The organism is Streptomyces sp. NPDC048523 (assembly GCF_043199815.1).
In the GTDB taxonomy this organism is placed as follows: domain Bacteria; phylum Actinomycetota; class Actinomycetes; order Streptomycetales; family Streptomycetaceae; genus Streptomyces.
This window is the reverse complement of sequence record NZ_JBICWQ010000007.1, coordinates 208,362-229,864: the sequence shown is the minus strand read 5'-3', so window position 1 is coordinate 229,864 and position 21,503 is coordinate 208,362. Positions and strand designations below refer to the sequence as shown.

The following is a 21,503-nucleotide window of genomic DNA, read 5'->3' as shown; positions in this document are numbered from 1 at the left end:
TCGTCTGTTGGACGATAACCGGAAGAGCGAGTTGTCGTCAAGGGGACGAGAACAAGAAAGCCGGTCGGACCGCGGGTCAAGAGGCCCCTCGGTGGTCAGGATGGAGGCATGGGATTCCATGTCGACTCCGAAGCCGGGCGGCTCAGCCGCGTCATCCTGCACCGGCCGGATCTCGAGCTCAAAAGGCTCACCCCCAGCAACAAGGACGCACTCCTCTTCGACGACGTGCTCTGGGTGCGCCGGGCGCGCGCCGAGCACGACGGGTTCGCCGACGTGCTGCGCGACCGCGGTGTCGCCGTGCACCTCTTCGGCGACCTGCTCACCGAGGTCCTGGAGATCCCGCAGGCCCGGTCGCTCGTGCTCGACCGGGTCTTCGACGAGAAGGAGTACGGCCCGCTGGCCACCGACCACCTCCGGGCGTCCTTCGAGGCGCTGCCCGCCGGAGAACTCGCGGAGGCGCTCGTCGGCGGGATGACCAAGCGGGAGTTCCTGGAGGCGCACCCGGAGCCGACCTCCGTGCGCTTCCATGTGATGGACCTCGACGATTTCCTCCTCGCCCCGCTGCCCAACCACCTCTTCACCCGCGACACCTCGGCCTGGATCTACGACGGGGTCGCCGTCAACGCCATGCGCCGGCCGGCCCGCCGGCGCGAGACGGTCCACTTCGAGGCGATCTACCGCCACCACCCGCTCTTCCGTGACGAAACGTTCCACGTCTGGTCGGAGGGCCAGGCCGACTACCCGTCCACCATCGAGGGAGGCGACGTCCTCGTCATCGGCAACGGCGCCGTCCTCATCGGCATGAGCGAGCGGACCACGCCCCAGGCCGTCGAGATGCTCGCGCACAAGCTGTTCGCCGAGGGCTCCGCGCACTCGATCGTGGCCCTCGACATGCCGAAACGGCGGGCCTTCATGCATCTCGACACCGTGATGACGATGGTCGACGGCGACACCTTCACCCAGTACGCCGGGCTCGGCATGCTCCGGTCGTACACCATCGAACCCGGCGTCGGCGACAAGGAACTCAAGGTCACCGACCACCCGCCGGAGCACATGCACCGCGCGATCGCCGCCGCGCTCGGGCTGAGCGAGATCCGGGTCCTGACCGCCACCCAGGACGTGCACGCCGCCGAGCGCGAGCAGTGGGACGACGGCTGCAACGTCCTCGCCGTCGAGCCGGGTGTCGTCGTCGCCTACGAGCGCAACGCCACCACCAACACCCATCTGCGCAAGCAGGGCATCGAGGTCATCGAGATCCCGGGCAGCGAGCTGGGGCGGGGCAGGGGCGGGCCGCGCTGCATGAGCTGTCCGGTGGAACGGGCGGCCGTATAGGGAACCCGTGTGCGCAGGGTCGTACAGCTGTCTGTATATAAATGCTGAAGGTCGTATAGACTTCCAAGGTCCGTCTGATCACGTACCTCTGGAGCGCCCCCCCATGGCGACAGTTCCGACCGCCCTCGCCGGCCGTCATTTCCTCAAGGAGCTCGACTTCACCGAGCAGGAGTTCCTCGGGCTGGTCGAGCTGGCGGCCGAGCTGAAGGCCGCCAAGAAGGCGGGGGCCGAGACCCGGTACCTGAGCGGGAAGAACATCGCGCTGATCTTCGAGAAGACCTCGACGCGCACGCGCTGCGCGTTCGAGGTCGCCGCGGCGGACCAGGGCGCCTCGACGACCTACCTGGACCCGTCCGGCTCGCAGATCGGGCACAAGGAGTCCGTACGCGACACCGCGCGCGTGCTCGGCCGTATGTACGACGGGATCGAGTACCGCGGGGACAGCCAGCAGAAGGTGGAGGAGCTGGCGGCGTACGCCGGGGTGCCCGTCTACAACGGGCTCACCGACGACTGGCACCCCACACAGATGCTGGCCGATGTGCTCACGATGACCGAGCACACCGCGAAGCCGGTCCGGGAGATCGCGTTCGCCTACCTCGGTGACGCGCGGTTCAACATGGGCAACTCGTATCTGATCACCGGTGCGCTGCTGGGCATGGACGTACGGATCGTCGCGCCGACGGCCTACTGGCCCGCGCAGGACATCGTCGAGCGGGCGCGTGCGCTCGCCGTGGACAGCGGGGCGCGGATCACCCTCACCGAGTCGCTGCAGGAGGGCGTGCGAGGGGCGGACTTCGTCGCGACCGACGTCTGGGTCTCCATGGGCGAGCCGAAGGACGTGTGGGACGAGCGGATCGCCGCGCTGTCGCCGTACGCGGTGACCATGGACGTGCTGCGGGCCACGGGGAACGCGGACGTCAAGTTCCTGCACTGCCTGCCCGCCTTCCACGACCTCGGTACGAAGGTGGGCCAGGAGATCTTCGAGACCCACGGCCTCGACTCCCTGGAGGTCACGGACGAGGTGTTCGAGTCGGCGCACTCGGTCGTCTTCGACGAGGCGGAGAACCGCCTGCACACGATCAAGGCCGTGCTGGTCGCGACCCTGGCCTGAACCTCACGCCGGGTGCCACTGAGGCGGCACCGCCTTGAGGTGGAACCACACCGCCTTGCCGGTCTCGGTGGGGCGGTGACCGCACGACGAGCTGAGCGCCCTGATCAGGAGCAGCCCCCGGCCGTGCTCCTGCCAGGGATCCGGTTCCGTGGTGTCCGGCCGGGTGAGATGCCCCGGAGGCGCCGGGTCCGGGTCGTGCACCTCCACCTGGCAGCCGGTCGGCAGCAGCTCCACGACCAGCTCTATCGGGGTGTCGCCGACCGTGTGCTCCACGGCGTTCGCCACCAGCTCGGCCGTCAGCAGCTCCGCGGTGTCGCAGTCCGCCCCGTGCTCCAGCTCGGCCAGCGCGGTGCGGACCAGAGCGCGCGCCACGGGCACGGCCGCGGCGGAATGCGGCAGCGCGATGCGCCAGGACGCGGAGGCTGGGGGGCGATCTTGCAAGGCGGTTCCGTTCATGAGCAGGCTGTCCTGCTTTCAACCCGATGAATGGTACGGCGCCCTCGGCAGAGTCGTCCGGCGGGCACCGTACGGGACCTTCGGCCCCGTTGGCAGGCGGCTTACCCGTAGCAACGGCTTGCCTCCCACGGCTGATCCCGCCGTTGCCGGTCTGTCGACGAGCCGTGACGGATGTGACGGGGCCAGGTCACATCCGGACACCTCTCGCACCTCTATCGCGCACTCATGACGACAGTCAAAGATGAGTGATAGCTTCGAAGGGCAGAGCGCACCTGGAACCTCGCCACTCGCACGTCGTCCGAGCACTCCGAGCACGAGGAGGCCGCACGATCATGAGCCCCTTCACCGGCTCCGCCGCCCGCACCCCCGACTGGCAGCATCTGCGCGTCGACCTCGCCGACGGCGTCGCCACGGTCACCCTCGCCCGCCCCGACAGACTCAACGCGCTCACCTTCGGCGCCTACGCCGACCTGCGCGACCTGCTCGCCGAGCTGTCCCGCGAGCGTTCCGTGCGCGCCCTGGTCCTGGCCGGTGAGGGCCGCGGGTTCTGTTCCGGCGGTGACGTCGACGAGATCATCGGCGCGACCCTCGCCATGGACACCGCCCAGCTCCTCGACTTCAACCGGATGACGGGCCAGGTGGTGCGGGCCGTACGGGAGTGTCCGTTCCCGGTGATCGCGGCCGTGCACGGGGTGGCGGCGGGCGCCGGCGCGGTCCTCGCCCTGGCGGCCGATTTCCGGGTGGCGGACCCCTCGGCCCGCTTCGCCTTCCTCTTCACCCGGGTCGGCCTGTCCGGCGGCGACATGGGCGCGGCCTATCTGCTGCCCCGCGTCGTCGGCCTCGGCCATGCCACCCGCCTCCTCATGCTCGGCGAACCGGTCCGCGCCCCCGAGGCCGAGCGCATCGGCCTGATCAGCGAACTGACGGGGGAGGGCGGCGCGGACGAGGCGGCCCAGGCCCTGGCCCACCGCCTGGCCGAGGGCCCGGCCCTGGCGTACGCACAGACGAAGGCCCTCCTGACGGCGGAACTGGACATGCCGCTGGCGGCCTCGGTGGAACTGGACGCCTCGACGCAGGCCCTGCTGATGAACGGCGAGGACTACCGGGAGTTCCACGCGGCGTTCACGGAGAAGAGGCCGCCGAAGTGGAAGGGGCGGTGATCATGTCCACGTCTGTCCGACGCATCGCGATCATCGGCGGCGGTCCTGGTGGGCTGTACGCGGCAGCTCTGCTGAAGCGGCTCGATCCCGGACGTGAAATCACCGTCTGGGAACGCAACGCCCCCGACGACACCTTCGGCTTCGGAGTGGTCCTCTCCGACGAGACCCTCGGTGGCATCGAGCACGCCGACCCGGTGGTCTACGAGGCGATGCAGGCCGACTTCGTCCGCTGGGACGACATCGACATCGTGCACCGGGGCGTCCGGCACACCTCCTCAGGACACGGCTTCGCCGCCCTCGGTCGCAGACGACTCCTGGAGATACTGCACGACCGCTGCCGCGCGCTCGGCGTGGACCTCCGCTTCCGTACCCGGGCCCCGGCCGGTCTCGAAAAGACGGACGACCTCGTCATCGCCGCCGACGGAGTCAACAGCACCACACGCGGGGCCCACGCACCCGTGTTCCGCCCCCATGTGACCTCGCACCACTGCCGCTACATCTGGCTCGCCGCCGACTTCGCCTTCGACGCCTTCCGGTTCGAGATCGCCGAGACCGAGCACGGCGTGATGCAGCTCCACGGCTACCCCTACGGGCCCGACGCCTCCACCGTGATCATCGAGATGCGAGAGGAGGTCTGGAGGGCGGCCGGCTTCGACGAGGTCGGCGCACAGGAGTCGACGCAGAGCTGCGCCAAGATCTTCGCCGAAGCACTCCGCGGCCGCCCCCTCCGCTCCAACGACTCCACCTGGACCACCTTCCGCACGGTGGTCAACGAACGCTGGTCGCACGGCAACACCGTGCTGCTCGGCGACGCGGCCCACACCGCCCACTTCTCCATCGGCTCCGGAACCAAGCTCGCCGTGGAGGACGCCCTCGCCCTGGCCGCCTGCCTGGAGGAACACCCGTCATTGACACAGGCGTTGGCGGCCTACGAGGCGGAGCGCAAACCCGTCGTCGCCTCCACGCAGCGCGCCGCCCGCGCGAGCCTGGAGTGGTTCGAGAACCTCGGCCTCTACCTGGACCAGCCGCCCCGCCAGTTCGCCTTCAACCTGCTCACCCGCAGCCGCCGGGTCACCCACGACAACCTGCGCCTGCGCGACGCCCGCTTCACCGGCGCCGTGGAGCGCGAGTTCGGCTGCCCGCCGGGCACGCCCCCGATGTTCACCCCGTTCCGGCTGCGCGGTCTGACCCTGCGCAACCGGGTCGTGGTCTCACCGATGGACATGTACTCCGCCACCGACGGCATCCCGGGCGACTTCCACCTGGTCCACCTGGGGGCCAGGGCGCTCGGCGGCGCCGGGCTGGTGATGACCGAGATGGTGTGCGTCTCGCCCGAGGGGCGCATCACGCCCGGCTGCACCGGCCTCTACAACGGCAGACAGGCCGAGGCGTGGAAGCGGATCACCGACTTCGTCCATGCGCGGTCGCCGGGCACCGCGATCGGTGTGCAGCTCGGCCACAGTGGCCGCAAGGGCTCGACCAAGTTGATGTGGGAGGGCATCGACGAGCCGCTGACCGAGGGCAACTGGCCGGTCGTGGCGCCGTCCCCGATCCCGTACAAGCCCTCCAACCAGACCCCGCGCGAGCTCAGCCGTGCCCAACTGACCGACATCCGCCTGCAGTTCACGCAAGCCGCCGTGCGGGCCGCCCGAGCCGGCTTCGACCTCCTCGAACTGCACTGCGCCCACGGCTATCTGCTCTCCGGCTTCCTCTCCCCGCTGACCAACCGCCGCACAGACGCCTACGGCGGCTCGCTTGCCAAGCGCCTCCGCTTCCCACTCGAAGTCTTCGACGCCGTCAGGGGAGTGTGGCCGCAGGAACGGCCCATGACCGTCCGTATCTCCGCCACCGACTGGGCCGAGGGCGGCAACACGGCCGCGGACGCCGTCGAGATCGCCCGCGCCTTCGCCGCGCACGGCGCCGACGCGATCGACGTGTCGACCGGGCAGGTCGTGGCCGAGGAGCACCCGGAATACGGGCGGTCGTACCAGACGCCGTACGCCGACCGGATCCGCCACGAGACCGGCGTCCCGGTGATCGCGGTCGGCGCCATCTCCTCCTGGGACGACGTCAACTCACTGATCCTGGCCGGGCGTACGGACCTGTGCGCGCTGGCCCGCCCGCATCTCTACGACCCCCACTGGACCCTGCACGCGGCCGCCGAGCAGGGGTACGACGGTCCCGGCGTCGCCTGGCCCGACCCGTACCGCGCGGGCAGCCGCCGGCCACAGACCGGCCGCACGGATGCCCCGAAGCCCCGGCTCGGACTGGGGGCTTGAGGGGCCGCTCCTCTCGGCGCACCGCGCGACTGCGACGGCCCGGGATCACAGACCGGCGAACGTGGCCCCCGCGTCCCGCAGCCGCTCGTGCAGGCCCCGGAACACCGCCGCCGCCCGCCCGCCCGGCCAGTCCTCCGGGAGCAGCGCGGCAGGCAGCCCGGGGTCGGCGTAGGGGAGGTGGCGCCAGGAGTCGAGGGCGAGGAGGTAGTCGCGGTAGGCCTCCTCCGGCGGAGTGTCGGCCCGCTCCTCCCAGTCGTGCAGCACGCGCGCGTGGCGGTCGAGGAACGCCTCGTGCTCCTTGGCGATCGCGGCCAGGTCCCACCAGCGGGAGACCGCCTCCACGGTCGCCGCGAAACCGAGATGCTCGCCGCGGAAGAAGTCCACGTACGGGTCGAGCCGCAGCCGCTGGAGCGTGTGCCGGGCCTCCTCGTACAGTCGCGCCGGGGCGATCCACACCCCGGGGGCCGCCGTGCCGAAGCCGAGTCCGGCCAGTCGGGAGCGCAGCACGTGCCGCTTCTGCCGCTCCGACTCGGGCACCGAGAACACGGCGAGCACCCAGCCCTCGTCCTCGGGCGGGGTGACCGCGTAGATGCGCCGGTCGCCGTCGTCGAGCAGCTGGCGGGCGTCCGGGGACAGCGCGTAGCCGGCGGCGCCCTGTGCCGTGCGGGTCGGCAGCAGCAGCCCGCGCCGCTTGAGGCGGGACACCGACGACCGTACGGAGGGGGCGTCCACGCCGACCGCGGCCAGCAGCCGGATCAGCTCGGCGACGGGCACGGGGCCCGGCATGAAGCGGCCGTAGGCTCCGTAGAGCGTGACGATGAGAGACCGTGGTGCATGCTGGTCGGACACGTTGATCATCTTAGGTCGTGTGGATCACTGCTGGTCACCATCGGTGCGCAGCCTGAACCGCTGGAGCTTTCCGGTCGCCGTGCGCGGCAGCGCGTCCAGGAAGACGATCTCGCGCGGGCATTTGTAGGGTGCCAGTTCGCCCTTGACGAAGGCGCGCAGCGCGTCGGCATCTCGTTCGGCGCCCTCCTTCAGGACCGCGAAGGCGACGACGACCTGACCACGTGCCTCGTCGGCCCGCCCCACGACCGCCGCCTCGACCACGTCCGGGTGTCGCAGCAGGGCGTCCTCGACCTCCGGTCCGGCGATGTTGTACCCGGCGGAGATGATCATGTCGTCCGCGCGGGCCACATAGCGGAAGTAACCATCGTTCTCGCGGATGTATGTGTCGCCGGTGATGTTCCAGCCGTCCCGCACGTACTCGCGCTGCCGGGGATCGGCGAGATAACGACAGCCGACCGGGCCGCGTACGGCGAGCAGTCCGGGCTCGCCGTCGGGCTTCTCGTGACCCCTCTCGTCGACCACGCGCGCGTGCCATCCGGGTACCGGCACCCCGGTCGTCCCCGGCCGGATGTCCTCGTCGGCCGCGGAGATGAAGATGTGCAGCAGCTCGGTGGCGCCGATGCCGTTGACGATCCGCAGCCCGGTCCGCTCCCGCCAGGCCCGCCAGGTGGCCGCGGGGAGGTTCTCACCGGCGGAGACACAGCGGCGCAGGGACGAGACGTCGTACGCGTCGATCCCGTCGAGCATGGCGCGGTAGGCGGTGGGCGCGGTGAAGAGAACGGAGACCCGGTGCTCGGCGACGGCCTGCAGCAACTGCTGGGGACCGGCCTGTTCGAGGAGGAGGGAGCTGGCGCCCGCGCGCATCGGGAAGACCACCAGACCGCCGAGCCCGAAGGTGAAACCGAGCGGCGGACTGCCCGCGAACACATCGTCCACATGGGGCCGCAGCACATGCCTGGAGAAGGTGTCGGCTGTCGCGAGCACATCCCGGTGGAAGTGCATACAGCCCTTGGGGCGCCCGGTGGTCCCGGAGGTGAAGGCGATCAGCGCCACGTCGTCGGCCGCGGTCTCCACAGCGGGGTACGGCGTCTGGGGCGCCTCGCGGTTCAGGAGGTCGTCGGGGGCGTCGCCGCCGTACGTCGTGATCCTGAGGCCCGGTATCTCGGCCTTGGCGAGGTCGTCGACGGAGCGTATGTCGCACAGGGCGTGCTCTATGCGTGCGATCCCGCACATCGTGGCCAGCTCGTGCGGGCGCTGCTGGGCCAGCACCGTCACGGCGACCGCGCCGGCCTTCAGTACCGCCAGCCAGCAGGCCGCGAGCCAGGGCGTGGTCGGGCCGCGCAGCAGGACACGGTTGCCGGGGACGACCCCGAGGTCACCGGTGAGCACATGCGCGAGCCGGTCGACCCGGGCGCGCAGTGTGCCGTACGTCCATGTGTCCCCGGCCGGGGTGTGGAAGACCGGGCGGTCGTCGGGCGGGCCCGTCAGCAGCTCGGCGGCACAGTTCAGCCGATCGGGGTACCTCAGCTCCGGCAGGTCGAAGCGGAGCTCCGGCCACTGCTCGGGGGGCGGGAGGTGGTCGCGCGCGAAGGTGTCGACATGGGCCGAGACGTTCATGGCGGGTCGCCCCCTTGCCTTGTGGGCCGCGTGGGCCGAGTGGGCCGCCTGGTGGGCGTCGATGGTGGGCTCGCACAAGGAGCGTATCGTGTTGGTGACGACAGTCAACGGCGCGCGATACTGTCGTGGAGTCCTGTCGACGAGAGGGGACCGGCAATGCCCGCATTCTCACTCGCACCGTCACAGACCGCCCGGTGTGCGGAGCTGCGTGCCCTCGCCGCGGAACGGCTGCGCCCGCTCGCGGAGAAGGGCGAGCCGGGGCATGTGAACCGTCCGCTGATCGCCGAGCTCGGTCGACTCGGCCTGCTGGAGCGGCTGTTCACCTCCGGGGCCCTCGACCTCTGTCTGATGCGGGAGTCCCTCGCGTACTCCTGTACGGAGGCGGAGACGGCCCTCGCCCTCCAGGGTCTCGGCGCCCACCCCGTCCACGCCCACGGCAACCCGGCCCAGCGGGAGCGCTGGTTGCCGGCGGTCGGCGACGGCAGCGCGGTGGCCGCGTTCGCGCTGAGCGAGCCGGGGGCGGGGTCGGACGCGGCGGCACTGTCCCTGTCCGCGGTCCCCGACGGCCCCTCCCGCTGGCGGCTGACCGGGGAGAAGTGCTGGATCTCCAACGCCCCCGAAGCCGACTTCTACACCGTCTTCGCCCGGACCACCCCCGGCGCCGGAGCCCGTGGAGTGACCGCCTTCCTCGTGCCCGCCGACCGTCCCGGTCTCACCGGCACCGCCCTCGACATGCTCTCCCCGCACCCCATCGGCGCCCTCGCCCTCGACGCCGTTCCGGTGAGCGCCGACGACGTCCTCGGTGAGGTCGACCGCGGTTTCCGGGTCGCCATGGGAACCCTCAACCTCTTCCGGCCCAGCGTCGGCGCCTTCGCGGTCGGCATGGCGCAGGCGGCGCTGGACGCGACCCTCGCGCACACCGCCCGGCGGGAGGCCTTCGGCGGCAGATTGAGGGACCTCCAGAGTGTCGCCCACACCGTCGCCGAGCTGGCCCTGCGCACGGACGCGGCCCGCCTCATGGTGTACGCGGCGGCGACGGCGTACGACGAAGGCGCCCCGGACGTGCCCAAGCGGGCGGCGATGGCGAAGCTGCTGGCCACCGAGACGGCGCAGTACGTCGTCGACACCGCGGTCCAGCTGCACGGCGCGCGCGCCCTCCAGCGCGGACATCTGCTGGAGCACCTGTACCGGGAGGTGCGCGCCCCGCGCATCTACGAAGGGGCGAGCGAGGTGCAACGGGGCATCATCGCCAAGGAGTTGTACGCGAACCTGGAGGCCTCGTGAGCGCCGAGCGCATCAACCCGCCCGAACTCTCCCCGCCCACCGGCTTCTCGCACGCGGTCGTCGCCACCGGGTCCCGGGTGGTCTTCCTGGCGGGGCAGACGGCCCTCGACACCGACGGCAAGGTGGTGGGCGACTCCCTGCCGGAGCAGTTCGAGAAGGCGCTCACCAATCTCCTGACCGCCCTCGCCGCCGCCGGCGGTACCCCCTCCGACCTCGCCCGGGTCACGGTCTACGCCACCGACATCGCCGCCTACCGCACCCACGCCCGCGAACTGGGCCGTATCTGGCGGGAGTTGGCGGGCCGGGACTATCCCGCGATGGCCGTCGTGGAGGTCGTGCGCCTGTGGGACGACCAGGCGGCGGTGGAGCTCGACGGGTTCGCGGTACTGCCCTAGCGGCGCCGGTCTTCCGGCGCGAGGCCGCCGTATGCCGCCGATGATCAGGCGGCGACGGCCAACTCTCCGGTCGGCACCCGGTGCGGGGCGACGACGCGGCCGTCGGGAAGCAGCTCGCCGGTGTCGTCGAAGACGATCGCGCCGTTGCACAGCAGGTTCCAGCCCTGCTCGGGATGGGCGGCGACGATGTGCACGGCGGTGTTGTCGGACGAAGCGCACGAAGACTGGTGAGAACACATGGCGCACCTCCACATTGGTTGGACCGTCCCTGTGGGGGCCGTATCCGTATGGGTAGACCATGCTCCCGTCGCGGACTCATCGGAACGGTCCGACGTGAAGCGTGACAACACGCGGACAACTCTCGGACGGTTCCACGACGCTCGGTGCGGACTCGCCACCGAAGGAGTGACGATCACGGCTGTCCGGGCGCGTACCCGGTAGCAGTGGAGACCCTCACTCCACTCATCCGGGAGGTACCCCCCATGCCTGTTCGCCTCGCTCTCACCGCCGCTGCCGGTGCCGCACTGTTCCTGCTGGCCGCCCCCGCACTGCCCGCGAGCGCCGACGCGTCCGAGACCGTCACCGTCGACTCCGTCGGCCGTATCGCCGAGGACGGAACCGTGACTTTGTCCGGCACCTACCGCTGCACCGCCGGCACGGGCCCCGTGTTCGTGAGCTCCTCCGTGGGCGGGCGCTCCTCGTCGGTGCGCTACGGCATCGGCGGAACCCGCGCGGTGTGCGACGGCGTGCAGCGCAGCTGGGAGAACACGGGCAAGGTCACCTCGGGCGCCCTCGAACCGGGTGCGGCCCACGTCGAGGCCACCCTCATGGAACTCAGCCTCCAGGGCGGTCTGCCGCTGCCCCGCTTCCACGCCGCCGAGCAGCGGGACATCACGCTGACGAAGGGCTGAGTACGGCCCACGCTCCCCACCGGGCGGTCAGCGCACGAGTGTGATCTCCGGCGGCCACAACACACCCTCGGCCAACAGCAGGGCGGGACCGAGGTGTTGAGGGCACACGACCAGCGGTGGCCGGGCATGGCAGGCGATCTGGAAACGGGCGCGGGCCCCGCACTCCTCCCCGTCCCGCGGACCGGAGTGCCGGCTCGCGCACCGCAGCGCGGGCGGGGTGTCCCCGGCGGTCACCGCAGGACCGCCCGGACGTCGGAACCGTGTTCGAGGGTGGCCAGGGCCATGGTCTCCTCCTTCGGGGCGGCGGCCGGGAGCGGGCCGGGCGGACGCACCACGCAGGCCTTCACGCTAGGAACGGGCAGGCCGGACGGCCTGCCCGGAAGGCCCGTACGAGTGAGAGGGGAGCGGCGGCTCCACCGAGCCGACCGGCTGGACAGGGACCCGCCGGTCATGTCTCCGGACCGGTCAGGTGTGCGCGGATCGTCCACGGGCGCCCACCGTGCCCGGCCGGGTTCGGTGGTCCGCAGGGCCGAGGGGGTGGATTCGTCCGGTCACTGCGGTGGCGAGGGTGCCTGCGCGGCCCCGCACCTCCGGGCCTCCTCAGACCGGATACGCGTGCGTCTGCGCCGCCTTCACCGCCGCCCAGACCTCCGCGCCCGGGTGCAGGTCGAGCTCCGCGGCGGCCACCGTCGTGAGGTCCGCCACGAGGGGGAGCTCGCCCGTGAGGTCGGCGCGGATCTGGTCGCCGTGGGTCTCCAGGCCGGCGACCTCGCACCGCCAGTGGTTGCGGGCGCTGGAGCCGGTGGGCGGTTCGCGGTGGAGGGTCACGGCGCTCGGCGGGAAGGCCACGAAGACGGGGCCCGTGAGGTCTTCCGTGGTGATGAGGGCGGGCCCCGCCTCCAGGCGGACCGTGTGCCCCTCGGCCTCGCCCCGGTAGAGGTTCAGGCCGACCAGCCGGGCGATGTAGTCGGTACGGGGGTGGCGGGCGATGTGGGAGGGGGCGCCTTCCTGGACGACCGTGCCGTGTTCGACGACCACGAGGCGGTCGGCGAGGACCATGGCGTCGAGCGGATCGTGGGTGACGAGTACGGCCACGGCCTCGAACTCCGCCAGGTGGCGCCGGAGTTGGGCTCGGACCTCCAGACGGGTGCGGGCGTCGAGGGCGGCGAGGGGCTCGTCGAGGAGCAGCAGCCGGGGGCGGGTGGCCAACGCCCGCGCCAGCGCGACGCGTTGGGCCTGCCCGCCGGACAACTTGCGGGGCTTGGCGGCCGCGTGGGCCGCGAGGTCCATACGGTCCAGCCACTCGGCGGCTCGTGCGCGGGCCGCCACCTTGCTCGCGCCCTGGCAGCGCGGGCCGAAGGCGATGTTGTCCAGGGCGCTGAGGTGCGGGAAGAGCAGATAGTCCTGGAAGACGACGCCCACCGGGCGGGACTCCGGCGGCGTACGCTCCAACGCGGCGCCGTCCAGCCGTAGATGACCTTCGGTGAGCGGGGTCAGCCCGGCCAGCGCGCGCAGGGCGGTGGTCTTCCCGGCACCGTTCGGGCCGAGCAGGGCGACGACCTCGCCGTGGGCGACCGACAGCGACACGTCGAGCCGGAAGGCTCCGCGGTCCACGACGAGACGGGCGTCGAGACCGCCGGGGGCGGCGGGCGCGTCCGGTGTCGCGTCGGGGGCGGGGCGGGGCTTCTCGGTCATCCGGCTGTCGTCCAACGGTGTCATCCTGCCGTCATCCAACGGTCGCGCAGTCCCGCCAGTACCGCCACGGACACGGCCAGCAGGACCAGGCTGAGGGCGACGGCCGCCTCCGGGGCGCTCTGGAGGGCGAGGTAGACGGCCAGCGGCATGGTCTGGGTGCGGCCGGGGAAGTTGCCGGCGAAAGTGATCGTCGCGCCGAACTCGCCCAGCGCCCGCGCCCAGGCCAGCACCGCGCCCGCCGCGATGCCCGGCGCGATCAGCGGGAGGGTGACCCGGCGGAACGCGGTGAAGCGGGAGGCGCCCAGGGTCGTCGCCGCCTCCTCGTAGCGCGGGTCGGCGGCCCGCAGGGTGCCCTCCACGCTGATGACGAGGAACGGCATCGCCACGAACGCCTCCGCGACCACGACCCCGGCGGTGGTGAAGGGCAGTGTGATCCCGAACCAGGCGTCCAGCCACTGCCCGACGACCCCGTTGCGGCCCAGCGCCATGAGCAGGGCGACACCGCCGACGACCGGTGGGAGGACCAGCGGCAGGGTGACCAGGGCACGGACCAGACCGCGGCCGGGGAACTCGACGCGGGCCAGCAGCCAGGCCAGCGGGACCCCCAGCACGAGGCTCACCGCGGTCGCGGCCGTGGCGCAGATCAGGGACAGCTGGAGCGCCTGCCACACCTCGGCGCCGGTCAGCTGCTCGGGCATGCTCCGCCAGGGCGCCCGTACGAGCAGGGCGATCAGCGGCACGATCAGGAACGCCAGACCCATCAGCGCGGGCACGAGGAGAGGCAATGGCACACCGCGGCCGCCGCCGGCCGTCCGGACGCGCCGACGCCGCGGCCCGCCCCGGAGGGTCTCGGTCGCGGCATCGGCCCTGCTCGACGAGGGAACGGTCACGGCTCGAGGAACCCGGCCCCGGTCAGGACCTTCCGGCCCTCGGCGGACCGCACGAGCGCGATGAACGCCTTCGCGGCGTCCGTGTGCCGCGTGCTCTTGAGCAGGGTGATCGGGTAGTCGTTGACGGCGTCGGCGGACTCGGGGAACTCCACGCCCTCCACCTTGTCACCCGCCGCGCGCACATCGGTCCTGTAGACGACGGCCGCGTCGGCCTCCTTCAGCTCGACCTTCGTCAGCGCGGCCTTGACGTCCTGCTCGTAGGAGACCGGGGTCAGCTTCAGTTTGCTCGCGCCGAGGGCCTTCTGCGCGGCGGCGCCGCAGGGCACCTCCTTGTCGCACAGCACGACCTTCAGGTCCTTGTTCGTGAGGTCCTTCAGCGACGCCACCTTGTCCGGGTTGCCGGGCAGGGTGGCGATCTCCAGCTGGTTGCGCACGAAGGTCACGGGTGTGCCGGAGGCGTCCCCGGCGTCCGTGACGATCTTCATCGTCTTGGGGCTGGCGGACGCGAAGACGTCCGCCGGTGCGCCACCGGTGATGCTCGCGGCGAGCGAGTCGCTGCCCCCGAAACTGAAGGTGACCCGGGTGCCGGGGTGGTCCTGCTCGAACCGCTTGCCCAGGGCCGTGAAGCTCTCCTGGAGGGAGGCGGCGGCGAAGACGGTCACCGTGCCGGAGAGCCGGTCCGAGGCGGAGGAGTCCGGCTTCGAGGACGAGGAGTCCGAGTCGGACGACGAGCAGGCGGTCAGGGCCAACAGCGCGGCGACACCTGCACCGGCCACCCGCAAGGCCCGGCGGGTCCGGCGCACGGTAGGGATCATCACGGGTCCACTTCCTTTGGTCCTCACGGGCACATGCCGATCATACTGACGCAGATGCAAGGGCAAAGTCACCTGTCGCATCGCATGAGCCGGATACCTGATCCATCAGGTTGGCATGTGCGTTTGTACGGTATGCGGCTCGATGAATGGTGTTGCCGCCGGTTGATCCGGGTGATTACGGTCGGCCCCATGGCGGATGACGAACCCACGCGCGCGGCGAGACTGCTGGACGCCCAGGCGAAGGCCGAGCGGCTCTTCGCGGAGATCGGGGAGCGCGGGCTGGTCGTGCCGGGCGAGGGGGAGCAGGCGGTCAGCGACCGCATCCGGGACCTGGCGAACGACCTGTTCGGTACCACCCGGCACTGGCACAGGCGGATCGTGCGCTCCGGACCGAACACGCTCAAGCCGTACCGGGAGAACCCGCCGGACCGCGTGATCGGCGCGGACGACATCGTCTTCGCGGACTTCGGCCCGATCTTCGAGGAGTACGAGGCCGACTTCGGCCGCACCTTCGTCCTCGGCGACGACCCGGTCAAGCACCGCCTCCGCGACGACCTGCCGAAAATCTTCGCCGCGGGCCGCAGCCGCTTCGAGGCCGACCCGGAGATCACCGGCGCGCGCCTGTACGCCGAGATCGAGCAGCTGGCGACCGGGTCGGGCTGGAAGCTGGGAGGCTGGCACGCCGGCCACCTGGTCGGCGAGTTCCCGCACGAGTGGATCGACGGCGCCGACGTGGAGTCGTACATCACCCCCGCCAACGACACCCCGCTGCGCCGCACCGACAGGGCCGGACGCCGCTGTCACTGGATCCTGGAGGTCCATCTCATCGACGAAGAGCGGGAGTTCGGCGGCTTCCACGAGGAACTGCTCACCCTCTGACCCGGGCGGTGGCCGTGCTCAGGTGCGGTCGATGTGCACGTTCGTCGACTTCACCCGGGCGGTGGCCTCCACCCCGACCTCCAGGCCGAGTTCCTCCACGGCCTCCCGCGTCAACAGCGACACGAGCCGGTGCGGGCCCGCCTGGATCTCCACCTGGGCCGCGACATCACCGAGCTTCACCGCGGTGACGATGCCGGGGAAGGCGTTGCGGGCGGAGGTGTGGGAGGTCTCCTCCTCACCGCCGTCCCCCTTGGCCAGCTCCACGGAGAAGGCGGCCAGGTCCCGCCCGTCGATGAGGCGCCGACCGCTGTCGTCCCGGTGGGTGGGGACCCGCCCGGCGTCCGCCCACCGCCGCGCGGTGTCGGGGCTGACGCCGAGCAGCCGTGCGGCCTGGCCGATCGTGTAGGACTGCATGGCCGCCAACATAGGCGCCCTCGCGTCCCGGGGCGCAGTCGACCCGCGCCACCACTTCGTCCTGGACGTCAGATGTCCCGGAAGATCTCGATCTGCGCCCCCACCGAGTTGAGCCGCTCGGCCAGGTCCTCGTAACCGCGGTTGATGACATAGACGTTGCGCAGGACGGACGTGCCGTCGGCCGCCATCATCGCCAGCAGGACGACCACGGCGGGGCGCAGGGCCGGCGGGCACATCATCTCGGCGGCCCGCCAGCGGGTCGGTCCCTCCACCAGCACCCGGTGCGGGTCGAGGAGTTGGAGGCGGCCGCCCAGCCGGTTCAGATCCGTCAGATAGATCGCGCGGTTGTCGTAGACCCAGTCGTGGATGAGGGTCTGGCCCTGTGCGACCGCGGCGATGGCCGCGAAGAACGGGACGTTGTCGATGTTCAGGCCGGGGAACGGCATCGGGTGGATCTTGTCGATCGGCGCCTCCAGCTTGGAGGGCCGGACCGTGAGGTCGACCAGGCGGGTACGGCCGTTGTCGGCGAAGTACTCCGGCGTACGGTCGTGGTCGAGGCCCATCTCCTCCAGCACCGCGAGCTCGATCTCCAGGAACTCGATCGGCACCCGGCGCACCGTCAGCTCCGACTCCGTCACCACGGCCGCGGCCAGCAGGCTCATCGCCTCGACCGGGTCCTCGGAGGGGGAGTAGTCGACGTCCACGTCGATGTGCGGCACGCCGTGCACGGTCAGGGTGGTGGTGCCGACGCCCTCGACCTTGACCCCCAGGGCCTCCAGGAAGAAGCAGAGGTCCTGGACCATGTAGTTGGAGGAGGCGTTGCGGATGACGGTGACGCCGTCGTGGCGGGCGGCCGCGAGCAGCGCGTTCTCCGTCACGGTGTCGCCGCGTTCGGTCAGCACGATCGGACGGTCGGGGCGGACCGCCCGGTCTACCCGGGCGTGGTACTGGCCCTCGGTCGCCGCGACGTCCAGACCGAACCGGCGCAGCGCGATCATGTGCGGCTCGATGGTCCGGGTGCCGAGGTCGCAGCCGCCGGCGTACGGCAGCCTGAAGCTGTCCATGCGGTGCAGCAGCGGGCCCAGGAACATGATGATCGAGCGCGTGCGGACGGCGGCCTCGGCATCGATGGCGTCCATGTCCAACTCGGACGGCGGCACGAGTTCGAGGTCGACGCCGCCGTTGATCCACCGGGTGCGCACCCCGATGGAGCTCAGCACCTCCAGAAGGCGGTAGACCTCCTCGATGCGGGCGACCCTGCGCAGCACCGTGCGCCCCCTGTTGAGGAGCGAGGCGCACAGCAGGGCCACGCACGCGTTCTTGCTCGTCTTGACGTCGATCGCGCCGGACAGCCGACGGCCGCCGACCACCCGCAGATGCATCGGGCCCGCGTAGCCCAGAGAGACGATTTCGCTGTCGAGTGCTTCACCGATACGGGCGATCATCTCAAGGCTGATGTTTTGATTGCCGCGCTCGATGCGATTGACGGCGCTCTGACTGGTGCCGAGCGCCTCGGCAAGCTGCGACTGTGTCCAGCCCCGGTGCTGCCGGGCGTCACGGATGAGCTTGCCGATACGTACGAGGTAGTCGTCTGCCATGGGGTTGAGGCTATCTCAGATATGAGATGGCGCATTCCCGAGGGGTCCGTTCGGGGAGGGGTCCGGGCGAACCTGAGGAAACGTCAGTGACGCTTGGCGGTACGGGTCCGACGCCATCCGAAAGGTCCGGGCAAATCAACCGATGTCGTACGACGTCCCGTGCTGCTGTGCGTGTGCTTCGGTCCGTGGCTTCCGCCGCCGGTCGTGATGGACCAGGAGCGCCGGTTGATGTTCAGCCGCACCCCGGGAAGAATCCGGAAACTCTTGCGGAACGTGAGCGGCATGGGGGCCTCCCGTTGAAGGTCGGTCGCGTGCTTTCGATGCCGTTCGAATACCCCGGCTCGGCGAAGTGATGGGTACCGGGTTCACACCGGCCCGCTGTTATGGGGGAGTTGGGCAGTCGAACGTGTCTGCCGAGGCCGAACGTGCCCAGGCGCCGGCCTGTCACGTGCTGCGGAGCGAGGGCGAGTGGCACCTCTGAGTCGGCGGCGGAGTGTCACGGCTCGCCGGTGTTCGGTGTCGGTGCCGGTGTGCATGTGCCCGAGAGGGGCTGGTGCGGGATGGTCACGGTGAGCGGCAGGCGAGGGCGGTCTCGCAGGGGGATCCGGCGAGCGCCGCCGGAACGTCGGCGGCCGGAACGGCCTGTCTCCGCCAGGCCCACGGGGAAGCGCGACAGTGGCGCCTCCGGAAGAGAAGGCTGCGGCACCCGAGAAGGGCGGAGGTGCGGTCGTCGACGCTCCGTGTGAACGGGGTCGCCCCGGTTTCGCCGGGACATCGCAGCGAGGCCGGGCATGACCATTCCGGCCTCATGTACTAGAGTTATCTCGACATCGAGATATCTGCCGAGGCGTACCGCAGTCACACGTTCGCCGGGTCTGGCAGTAAGGCGTACCTAACTTAGCCTTACCTTAGCGGATCGGCCAGGACGGCGTGGCGGCAGGATGCGGTGGTAAGCGCACAAAAATGAAGGAGACTGTCGTGTCGGCGAACAGCTTCGACGCCCGCGCCACGCTCAGCGTGGGCGACGAGTCGTACGAGATCTTCCGGCTGGACAAGGTGGAGGGCTCGGCCCGCCTGCCGTACAGCCTCAAGGTTCTTCTGGAGAACCTGCTCCGTACCGAGGACGGCGCGAACATCACCGCCGACCACATCCGCGCCCTCGGCGGCTGGGACTCCCAGGCCCAGCCGTCGCAGGAGATCCAGTTCACGCCGGCCCGCGTGATCATGCAGGACTTCACCGGCGTGCCCTGTGTCGTCGACCTCGCCACCATGCGTGAGGCCGTCAAGGAGCTCGGCGGCGACCCCGCGAAGGTCAACCCGCTCTCCCCGGCCGAGCTGGTCATCGACCACTCCGTCATCGCCGACAAGTTCGGCACGAACGAGGCCTTCGCACAGAACGTCGAGCTGGAGTACGGCCGCAACCGCGAGCGCTACCAGTTCCTGCGCTGGGGCCAGACCGCGTTCGACGACTTCAAGGTCGTCCCGCCGGGCACCGGCATCGTCCACCAGGTGAACATCGAGCACCTGGCCCGGACCGTCATGGTCCGCAACGGCCAGGCGTACCCCGACACCCTCGTCGGCACCGACTCGCACACCACCATGGTCAACGGCCTCGGCGTGCTGGGCTGGGGCGTCGGCGGCATCGAGGCCGAGGCCGCGATGCTCGGCCAGCCGGTCTCCATGCTGATCCCGCGCGTCGTCGGCTTCAAGCTCACCGGTGAGCTCAAGCCCGGCACCACCGCCACCGACCTCGTGCTGACCATCACCGAGATGCTGCGCAAGCACGGCGTCGTCGGCAAGTTCGTCGAGTTCTACGGCGAGGGCGTCGCCGCCACCTCCCTCGCGAACCGCGCCACCATCGGCAACATGTCGCCGGAGTTCGGCTCGACCGCCGCGATCTTCCCGATCGACGACGAGACCATCAAGTACCTCAAGCTCACCGGCCGCTCCGAGCAGCAGCTCGCGCTCGTCGAGGCGTACGCCAAGGAGCAGGGCCTCTGGCTGGACCCGAAGGCCGAGCCGGACTTCTCCGAGAAGCTCGAGCTGGACCTGTCGACGGTCGTCCCGTCGATCGCCGGTCCGAAGCGCCCGCAGGACCGCATCGTCCTCGCCAACGCGGCCGAGCAGTTCGCGACGGACGTCCTCAACTACGTCGACGCCCCCGTCGCGCAGACCGCTGCCGCGTCCGCCTCCCCGGTCGACGAGGCGAGCGCCGAGTCCTTCCCGGCCTCCGACGCCCCCGCCTACGGCAGCCCGGAGAACGGCGCCGGCGCACCGCAGCACGACGCGGGCACCGGCGCGGCCGTCCCGTCCAACCCGGTCACCGTGACCGCCCCCGACGGCTCGACGTACGAGATCGACCACGGCGCGGTGACGGTCGCGGCCATCACCTCCTGCACCAACACCTCCAACCCGTACGTCATGGTCGCCGCCGCGCTCGTCGCGAAGAAGGCCGTGGAGAAGGGCCTGACCCGCAAGCCGTGGGTCAAGACCACCCTCGCCCCGGGTTCCAAGGTCGTCACCGACTACTTCGACAAGGCGGGGCTCACCCCCTACCTCGACAAGGTCGGCTTCAACCTCGTCGGCTACGGCTGCACCACCTGCATCGGCAACTCCGGCCCGCTGCCGGAGGAGGTCTCCCAGGCCGTCAACGAGCACGACCTCGCGGTCACCTCGGTCCTCTCCGGCAACCGGAACTTCGAGGGCCGTATCAACCCCGACGTCAAGATGAACTACCTGGCCTCCCCGCCGCTGGTCGTCGCGTACGCCCTCGCGGGTTCCATGAAGGTGGACATCACGCGCGATGCCCTCGGCACGGACCAGGACGGCAACCCGGTCTACCTGAAGGACATCTGGCCCTCCGAGGCCGAGGTCAACGACGTCGTGGCGAACGCCATCGGCGAGGACATGTTCAACAAGTCCTACGCCGACGTCTTCGCGGGCGACGCCCAGTGGCAGGCGCTGCCGATCCCCACCGGCAACACCTTCGAGTGGGACGCCGAGTCGACCTACGTCCGCAAGCCCCCGTACTTCGAGGACATGACGATGGAGACCACCCCGGTCTCCGACATCACGGGCGCCCGGGTCCTGGCCAAGCTGGGCGACTCGGTGACGACGGACCACATCTCGCCCGCCGGCGCCATCAAGGCCGACACCCCGGCCGGCAAGTACCTCACCGAGCACGGTGTGGAGCGTCGTGACTTCAACAGCTACGGCTCGCGCCGCGGCAACCACGAGGTCATGATCCGCGGCACGTTCGCCAACATCCGTCTGCGCAACCAGATCGCGCCGGGCACGGAAGGCGGCTACACCCGCGACTTCACCGTCGAGGGCGCCCCGGTGTCGTTCATCTACGACGCCTCCCGCAACTACATCGAGCAGGGCATCCCGCTGGTCGTCCTGGCCGGCAAGGAGTACGGCTCCGGCTCGTCCCGCGACTGGGCCGCCAAGGGCACCGCGCTCCTCGGCGTCAAGGCCGTCATCGCCGAGTCGTACGAGCGCATCCACCGCTCGAACCTCATCGGCATGGGCGTCCTGCCGCTGCAGTACCCGGAGGGCGCGAGCGCCGAGTCCCTCGGCCTGACCGGCGAGGAGACCTTCTCCTTCACCGGTGTCGAGGAGCTCAACAACGGCACCACGCCGCGCACGGTCAAGGTCACCACCGACACGGGCGTCGAGTTCGACGCGGTCGTCCGCATCGACACCCCCGGTGAGGCCGACTACTACCGCAACGGCGGCATCATGCAGTACGTGCTGCGCAGCCTCATCCGCAAGTAAGCCCTTCCGGACTCCTTTCCGGAGTTCTTTCGGGCGCCTGA

Annotated in this window: 19 protein-coding genes; 9 read left to right on the top strand and 10 right to left on the bottom strand. The window is 70.7% G+C overall.

Annotation, left to right across the window (positions count from 1 at the left end; genetic code table 11):
- Nucleotides 1–108 precede the first annotated feature (108 nt).
- Both ACGFWE_RS33160 and argF read left to right on the top strand, forming a co-directional pair.
- Nucleotides 109–1,332 carry an arginine deiminase gene (locus tag ACGFWE_RS33160; RefSeq protein WP_393603728.1) on the top strand — a complete coding sequence of 408 codons (1,224 nt, stop codon included), beginning with the start codon at nt 109–111 and terminating at the stop codon, nt 1,330–1,332.
- Between the two features lie 103 nt (nt 1,333–1,435).
- Nucleotides 1,436–2,443, top strand: coding sequence for an ornithine carbamoyltransferase (gene argF, locus ACGFWE_RS33155; protein WP_393603726.1), 1,008 nt, complete (start codon nt 1,436–1,438; stop codon nt 2,441–2,443).
- Nucleotides 2,444–2,446: 3 nt separating this feature from the next.
- Here the strand turns inward: argF and ACGFWE_RS33150 are convergent, their stop codons facing one another.
- Entirely contained in the window at nt 2,447–2,899 is a 453-nt protein-coding gene (locus tag ACGFWE_RS33150) for an ATP-binding protein (RefSeq protein ID WP_352382163.1), read from the bottom strand.
- Nucleotides 2,900–3,231: 332 nt separating this feature from the next.
- Here ACGFWE_RS33150 and ACGFWE_RS33145 point away from each other — a divergent pair, with 332 nt between their 5' ends.
- Nucleotides 3,232–4,059, top strand: coding sequence for an enoyl-CoA hydratase family protein (locus tag ACGFWE_RS33145; protein WP_352382162.1), 828 nt, complete (start codon nt 3,232–3,234; stop codon nt 4,057–4,059).
- A gap of 2 nt (nt 4,060–4,061) precedes the next feature.
- A complete protein-coding gene (locus ACGFWE_RS33140; RefSeq protein ID WP_393603724.1) occupies nt 4,062–6,338 on the top strand; it encodes a bifunctional salicylyl-CoA 5-hydroxylase/oxidoreductase in 2,277 nt (758 codons plus the stop codon).
- A 45-nt stretch (nt 6,339–6,383) separates the two neighbouring features.
- On the opposite strand, the gene ACGFWE_RS33135 is transcribed toward ACGFWE_RS33140, so the two are convergent.
- The gene (locus tag ACGFWE_RS33135) at nt 6,384–7,196 is read right to left on the bottom strand and encodes a PaaX family transcriptional regulator C-terminal domain-containing protein (protein ID WP_393603722.1); all 813 of its coding nucleotides are present in this window, start codon (nt 7,194–7,196) and stop codon (nt 6,384–6,386) included.
- 15 nt (nt 7,197–7,211) lie between these two features.
- Nucleotides 7,212–8,804: an AMP-binding protein gene (locus tag ACGFWE_RS33130; protein ID WP_352382564.1), complete on the bottom strand. Its 1,593-nt coding sequence runs from the start codon at nt 8,802–8,804 to the stop codon at nt 7,212–7,214.
- 156 nt (nt 8,805–8,960) lie between these two features.
- Here ACGFWE_RS33130 and ACGFWE_RS33125 point away from each other — a divergent pair, with 156 nt between their 5' ends.
- A complete protein-coding gene (locus ACGFWE_RS33125; RefSeq protein WP_393603720.1) occupies nt 8,961–10,088 on the top strand; it encodes an acyl-CoA dehydrogenase family protein in 1,128 nt (375 codons plus the stop codon).
- On the top strand, nt 10,085–10,483 hold the full coding sequence (locus ACGFWE_RS33120; protein WP_352382154.1) for a RidA family protein: 399 nt from the start codon (nt 10,085–10,087) through the stop codon (nt 10,481–10,483). The genes ACGFWE_RS33125 and ACGFWE_RS33120 overlap by 4 nt, the downstream gene beginning before the upstream one ends.
- Nucleotides 10,484–10,527: 44 nt before the next feature.
- Here ACGFWE_RS33120 and ACGFWE_RS33115 read toward each other — a convergent pair whose 3' ends face one another.
- Nucleotides 10,528–10,722, bottom strand: coding sequence for a DUF5999 family protein (locus ACGFWE_RS33115; RefSeq protein ID WP_352382152.1), 195 nt, complete (start codon nt 10,720–10,722; stop codon nt 10,528–10,530).
- Between the two features lie 243 nt (nt 10,723–10,965).
- On the opposite strand from ACGFWE_RS33115, the gene ACGFWE_RS33110 reads away from it, so the two are divergent.
- On the top strand, nt 10,966–11,394 hold the full coding sequence (locus ACGFWE_RS33110; RefSeq protein ID WP_393603718.1) for a DUF6299 family protein: 429 nt from the start codon (nt 10,966–10,968) through the stop codon (nt 11,392–11,394).
- A 600-nt stretch (nt 11,395–11,994) separates the two neighbouring features.
- Here the strand turns inward: ACGFWE_RS33110 and ACGFWE_RS33105 are convergent.
- The 3 genes from ACGFWE_RS33105 to modA are packed head-to-tail and all read right to left on the bottom strand — an operon-like array spanning nt 11,995 to nt 14,794.
- Nucleotides 11,995–13,089 carry an ABC transporter ATP-binding protein gene (locus ACGFWE_RS33105; RefSeq protein ID WP_393603901.1) on the bottom strand — a complete coding sequence of 365 codons (1,095 nt, stop codon included), beginning with the start codon at nt 13,087–13,089 and terminating at the stop codon, nt 11,995–11,997.
- A gap of 20 nt (nt 13,090–13,109) precedes the next feature.
- Nucleotides 13,110–13,979 carry a molybdate ABC transporter permease subunit gene (gene modB, locus ACGFWE_RS33100; RefSeq protein ID WP_393603716.1) on the bottom strand — a complete coding sequence of 290 codons (870 nt, stop codon included), beginning with the start codon at nt 13,977–13,979 and terminating at the stop codon, nt 13,110–13,112.
- A complete protein-coding gene (gene modA / locus ACGFWE_RS33095) occupies nt 13,976–14,794 on the bottom strand; it encodes a molybdate ABC transporter substrate-binding protein (RefSeq protein WP_393603714.1) in 819 nt (272 codons plus the stop codon). Before modA ends, modB begins: the two co-directional genes overlap by 4 nt.
- A 189-nt stretch (nt 14,795–14,983) precedes the next feature.
- Here modA and ACGFWE_RS33090 point away from each other — a divergent pair, with 189 nt between their 5' ends.
- Nucleotides 14,984–15,673 (top strand): M24 family metallopeptidase, encoded by a 690-nt coding sequence (locus tag ACGFWE_RS33090; protein WP_393603712.1) that lies wholly within the window; start codon nt 14,984–14,986, stop codon nt 15,671–15,673.
- 18 nt (nt 15,674–15,691) lie between these two features.
- Here ACGFWE_RS33090 and ACGFWE_RS33085 read toward each other — a convergent pair whose 3' ends face one another.
- From ACGFWE_RS33085 to ACGFWE_RS33075, 3 genes are all read right to left on the bottom strand, one after another.
- Nucleotides 15,692–16,087 (bottom strand): helix-turn-helix transcriptional regulator, encoded by a 396-nt coding sequence (locus ACGFWE_RS33085; protein ID WP_352382141.1) that lies wholly within the window; start codon nt 16,085–16,087, stop codon nt 15,692–15,694.
- A gap of 68 nt (nt 16,088–16,155) precedes the next feature.
- Entirely contained in the window at nt 16,156–17,685 is a 1,530-nt protein-coding gene (locus ACGFWE_RS33080) for a UDP-N-acetylglucosamine 1-carboxyvinyltransferase (protein WP_352382139.1), read from the bottom strand.
- Nucleotides 17,686–17,768: 83 nt separating this feature from the next.
- Entirely contained in the window at nt 17,769–17,969 is a 201-nt protein-coding gene (locus ACGFWE_RS33075) for a DUF4236 domain-containing protein (RefSeq protein WP_123763654.1), read from the bottom strand.
- A 694-nt stretch (nt 17,970–18,663) separates the two neighbouring features.
- Between ACGFWE_RS33075 and ACGFWE_RS33070 the strand changes: the two genes are divergently transcribed.
- Nucleotides 18,664–21,462, top strand: coding sequence for an aconitate hydratase (locus tag ACGFWE_RS33070; protein WP_393603709.1), 2,799 nt, complete (start codon nt 18,664–18,666; stop codon nt 21,460–21,462).
- The last annotated feature ends 41 nt before the right edge of the window (nt 21,463–21,503 follow it).

Coding starts and splice junctions, on each gene's coding strand:
- ACGFWE_RS33160 (WP_393603728.1), top strand. CDS start 109: ATGGGATTCCATGTCGACTCCGAAGCCGGGCGGCTCAGCCGCGTCATC.
- argF (WP_393603726.1), top strand. CDS start 1,436: ATGGCGACAGTTCCGACCGCCCTCGCCGGCCGTCATTTCCTCAAGGAG.
- ACGFWE_RS33150 (WP_352382163.1), bottom strand. CDS start 2,899: ATGAACGGAACCGCCTTGCAAGATCGCCCCCCAGCCTCCGCGTCCTGG.
- ACGFWE_RS33145 (WP_352382162.1), top strand. CDS start 3,232: ATGAGCCCCTTCACCGGCTCCGCCGCCCGCACCCCCGACTGGCAGCAT.
- ACGFWE_RS33140 (WP_393603724.1), top strand. CDS start 4,062: ATGTCCACGTCTGTCCGACGCATCGCGATCATCGGCGGCGGTCCTGGT.
- ACGFWE_RS33135 (WP_393603722.1), bottom strand. CDS start 7,196: ATGATCAACGTGTCCGACCAGCATGCACCACGGTCTCTCATCGTCACG.
- ACGFWE_RS33130 (WP_352382564.1), bottom strand. CDS start 8,804: ATGAACGTCTCGGCCCATGTCGACACCTTCGCGCGCGACCACCTCCCG.
- ACGFWE_RS33125 (WP_393603720.1), top strand. CDS start 8,961: ATGCCCGCATTCTCACTCGCACCGTCACAGACCGCCCGGTGTGCGGAG.
- ACGFWE_RS33115 (WP_352382152.1), bottom strand. CDS start 10,722: ATGTGTTCTCACCAGTCTTCGTGCGCTTCGTCCGACAACACCGCCGTG.
- ACGFWE_RS33110 (WP_393603718.1), top strand. CDS start 10,966: ATGCCTGTTCGCCTCGCTCTCACCGCCGCTGCCGGTGCCGCACTGTTC.
- ACGFWE_RS33105 (WP_393603901.1), bottom strand. CDS start 13,089: ATGACCGAGAAGCCCCGCCCCGCCCCCGACGCGACACCGGACGCGCCC.
- modA (WP_393603714.1), bottom strand. CDS start 14,794: ATGATCCCTACCGTGCGCCGGACCCGCCGGGCCTTGCGGGTGGCCGGT.
- ACGFWE_RS33090 (WP_393603712.1), top strand. CDS start 14,984: ATGGCGGATGACGAACCCACGCGCGCGGCGAGACTGCTGGACGCCCAG.
- ACGFWE_RS33085 (WP_352382141.1), bottom strand. CDS start 16,087: ATGCAGTCCTACACGATCGGCCAGGCCGCACGGCTGCTCGGCGTCAGC.
- ACGFWE_RS33080 (WP_352382139.1), bottom strand. CDS start 17,685: ATGGCAGACGACTACCTCGTACGTATCGGCAAGCTCATCCGTGACGCC.
- ACGFWE_RS33075 (WP_123763654.1), bottom strand. CDS start 17,969: ATGCCGCTCACGTTCCGCAAGAGTTTCCGGATTCTTCCCGGGGTGCGG.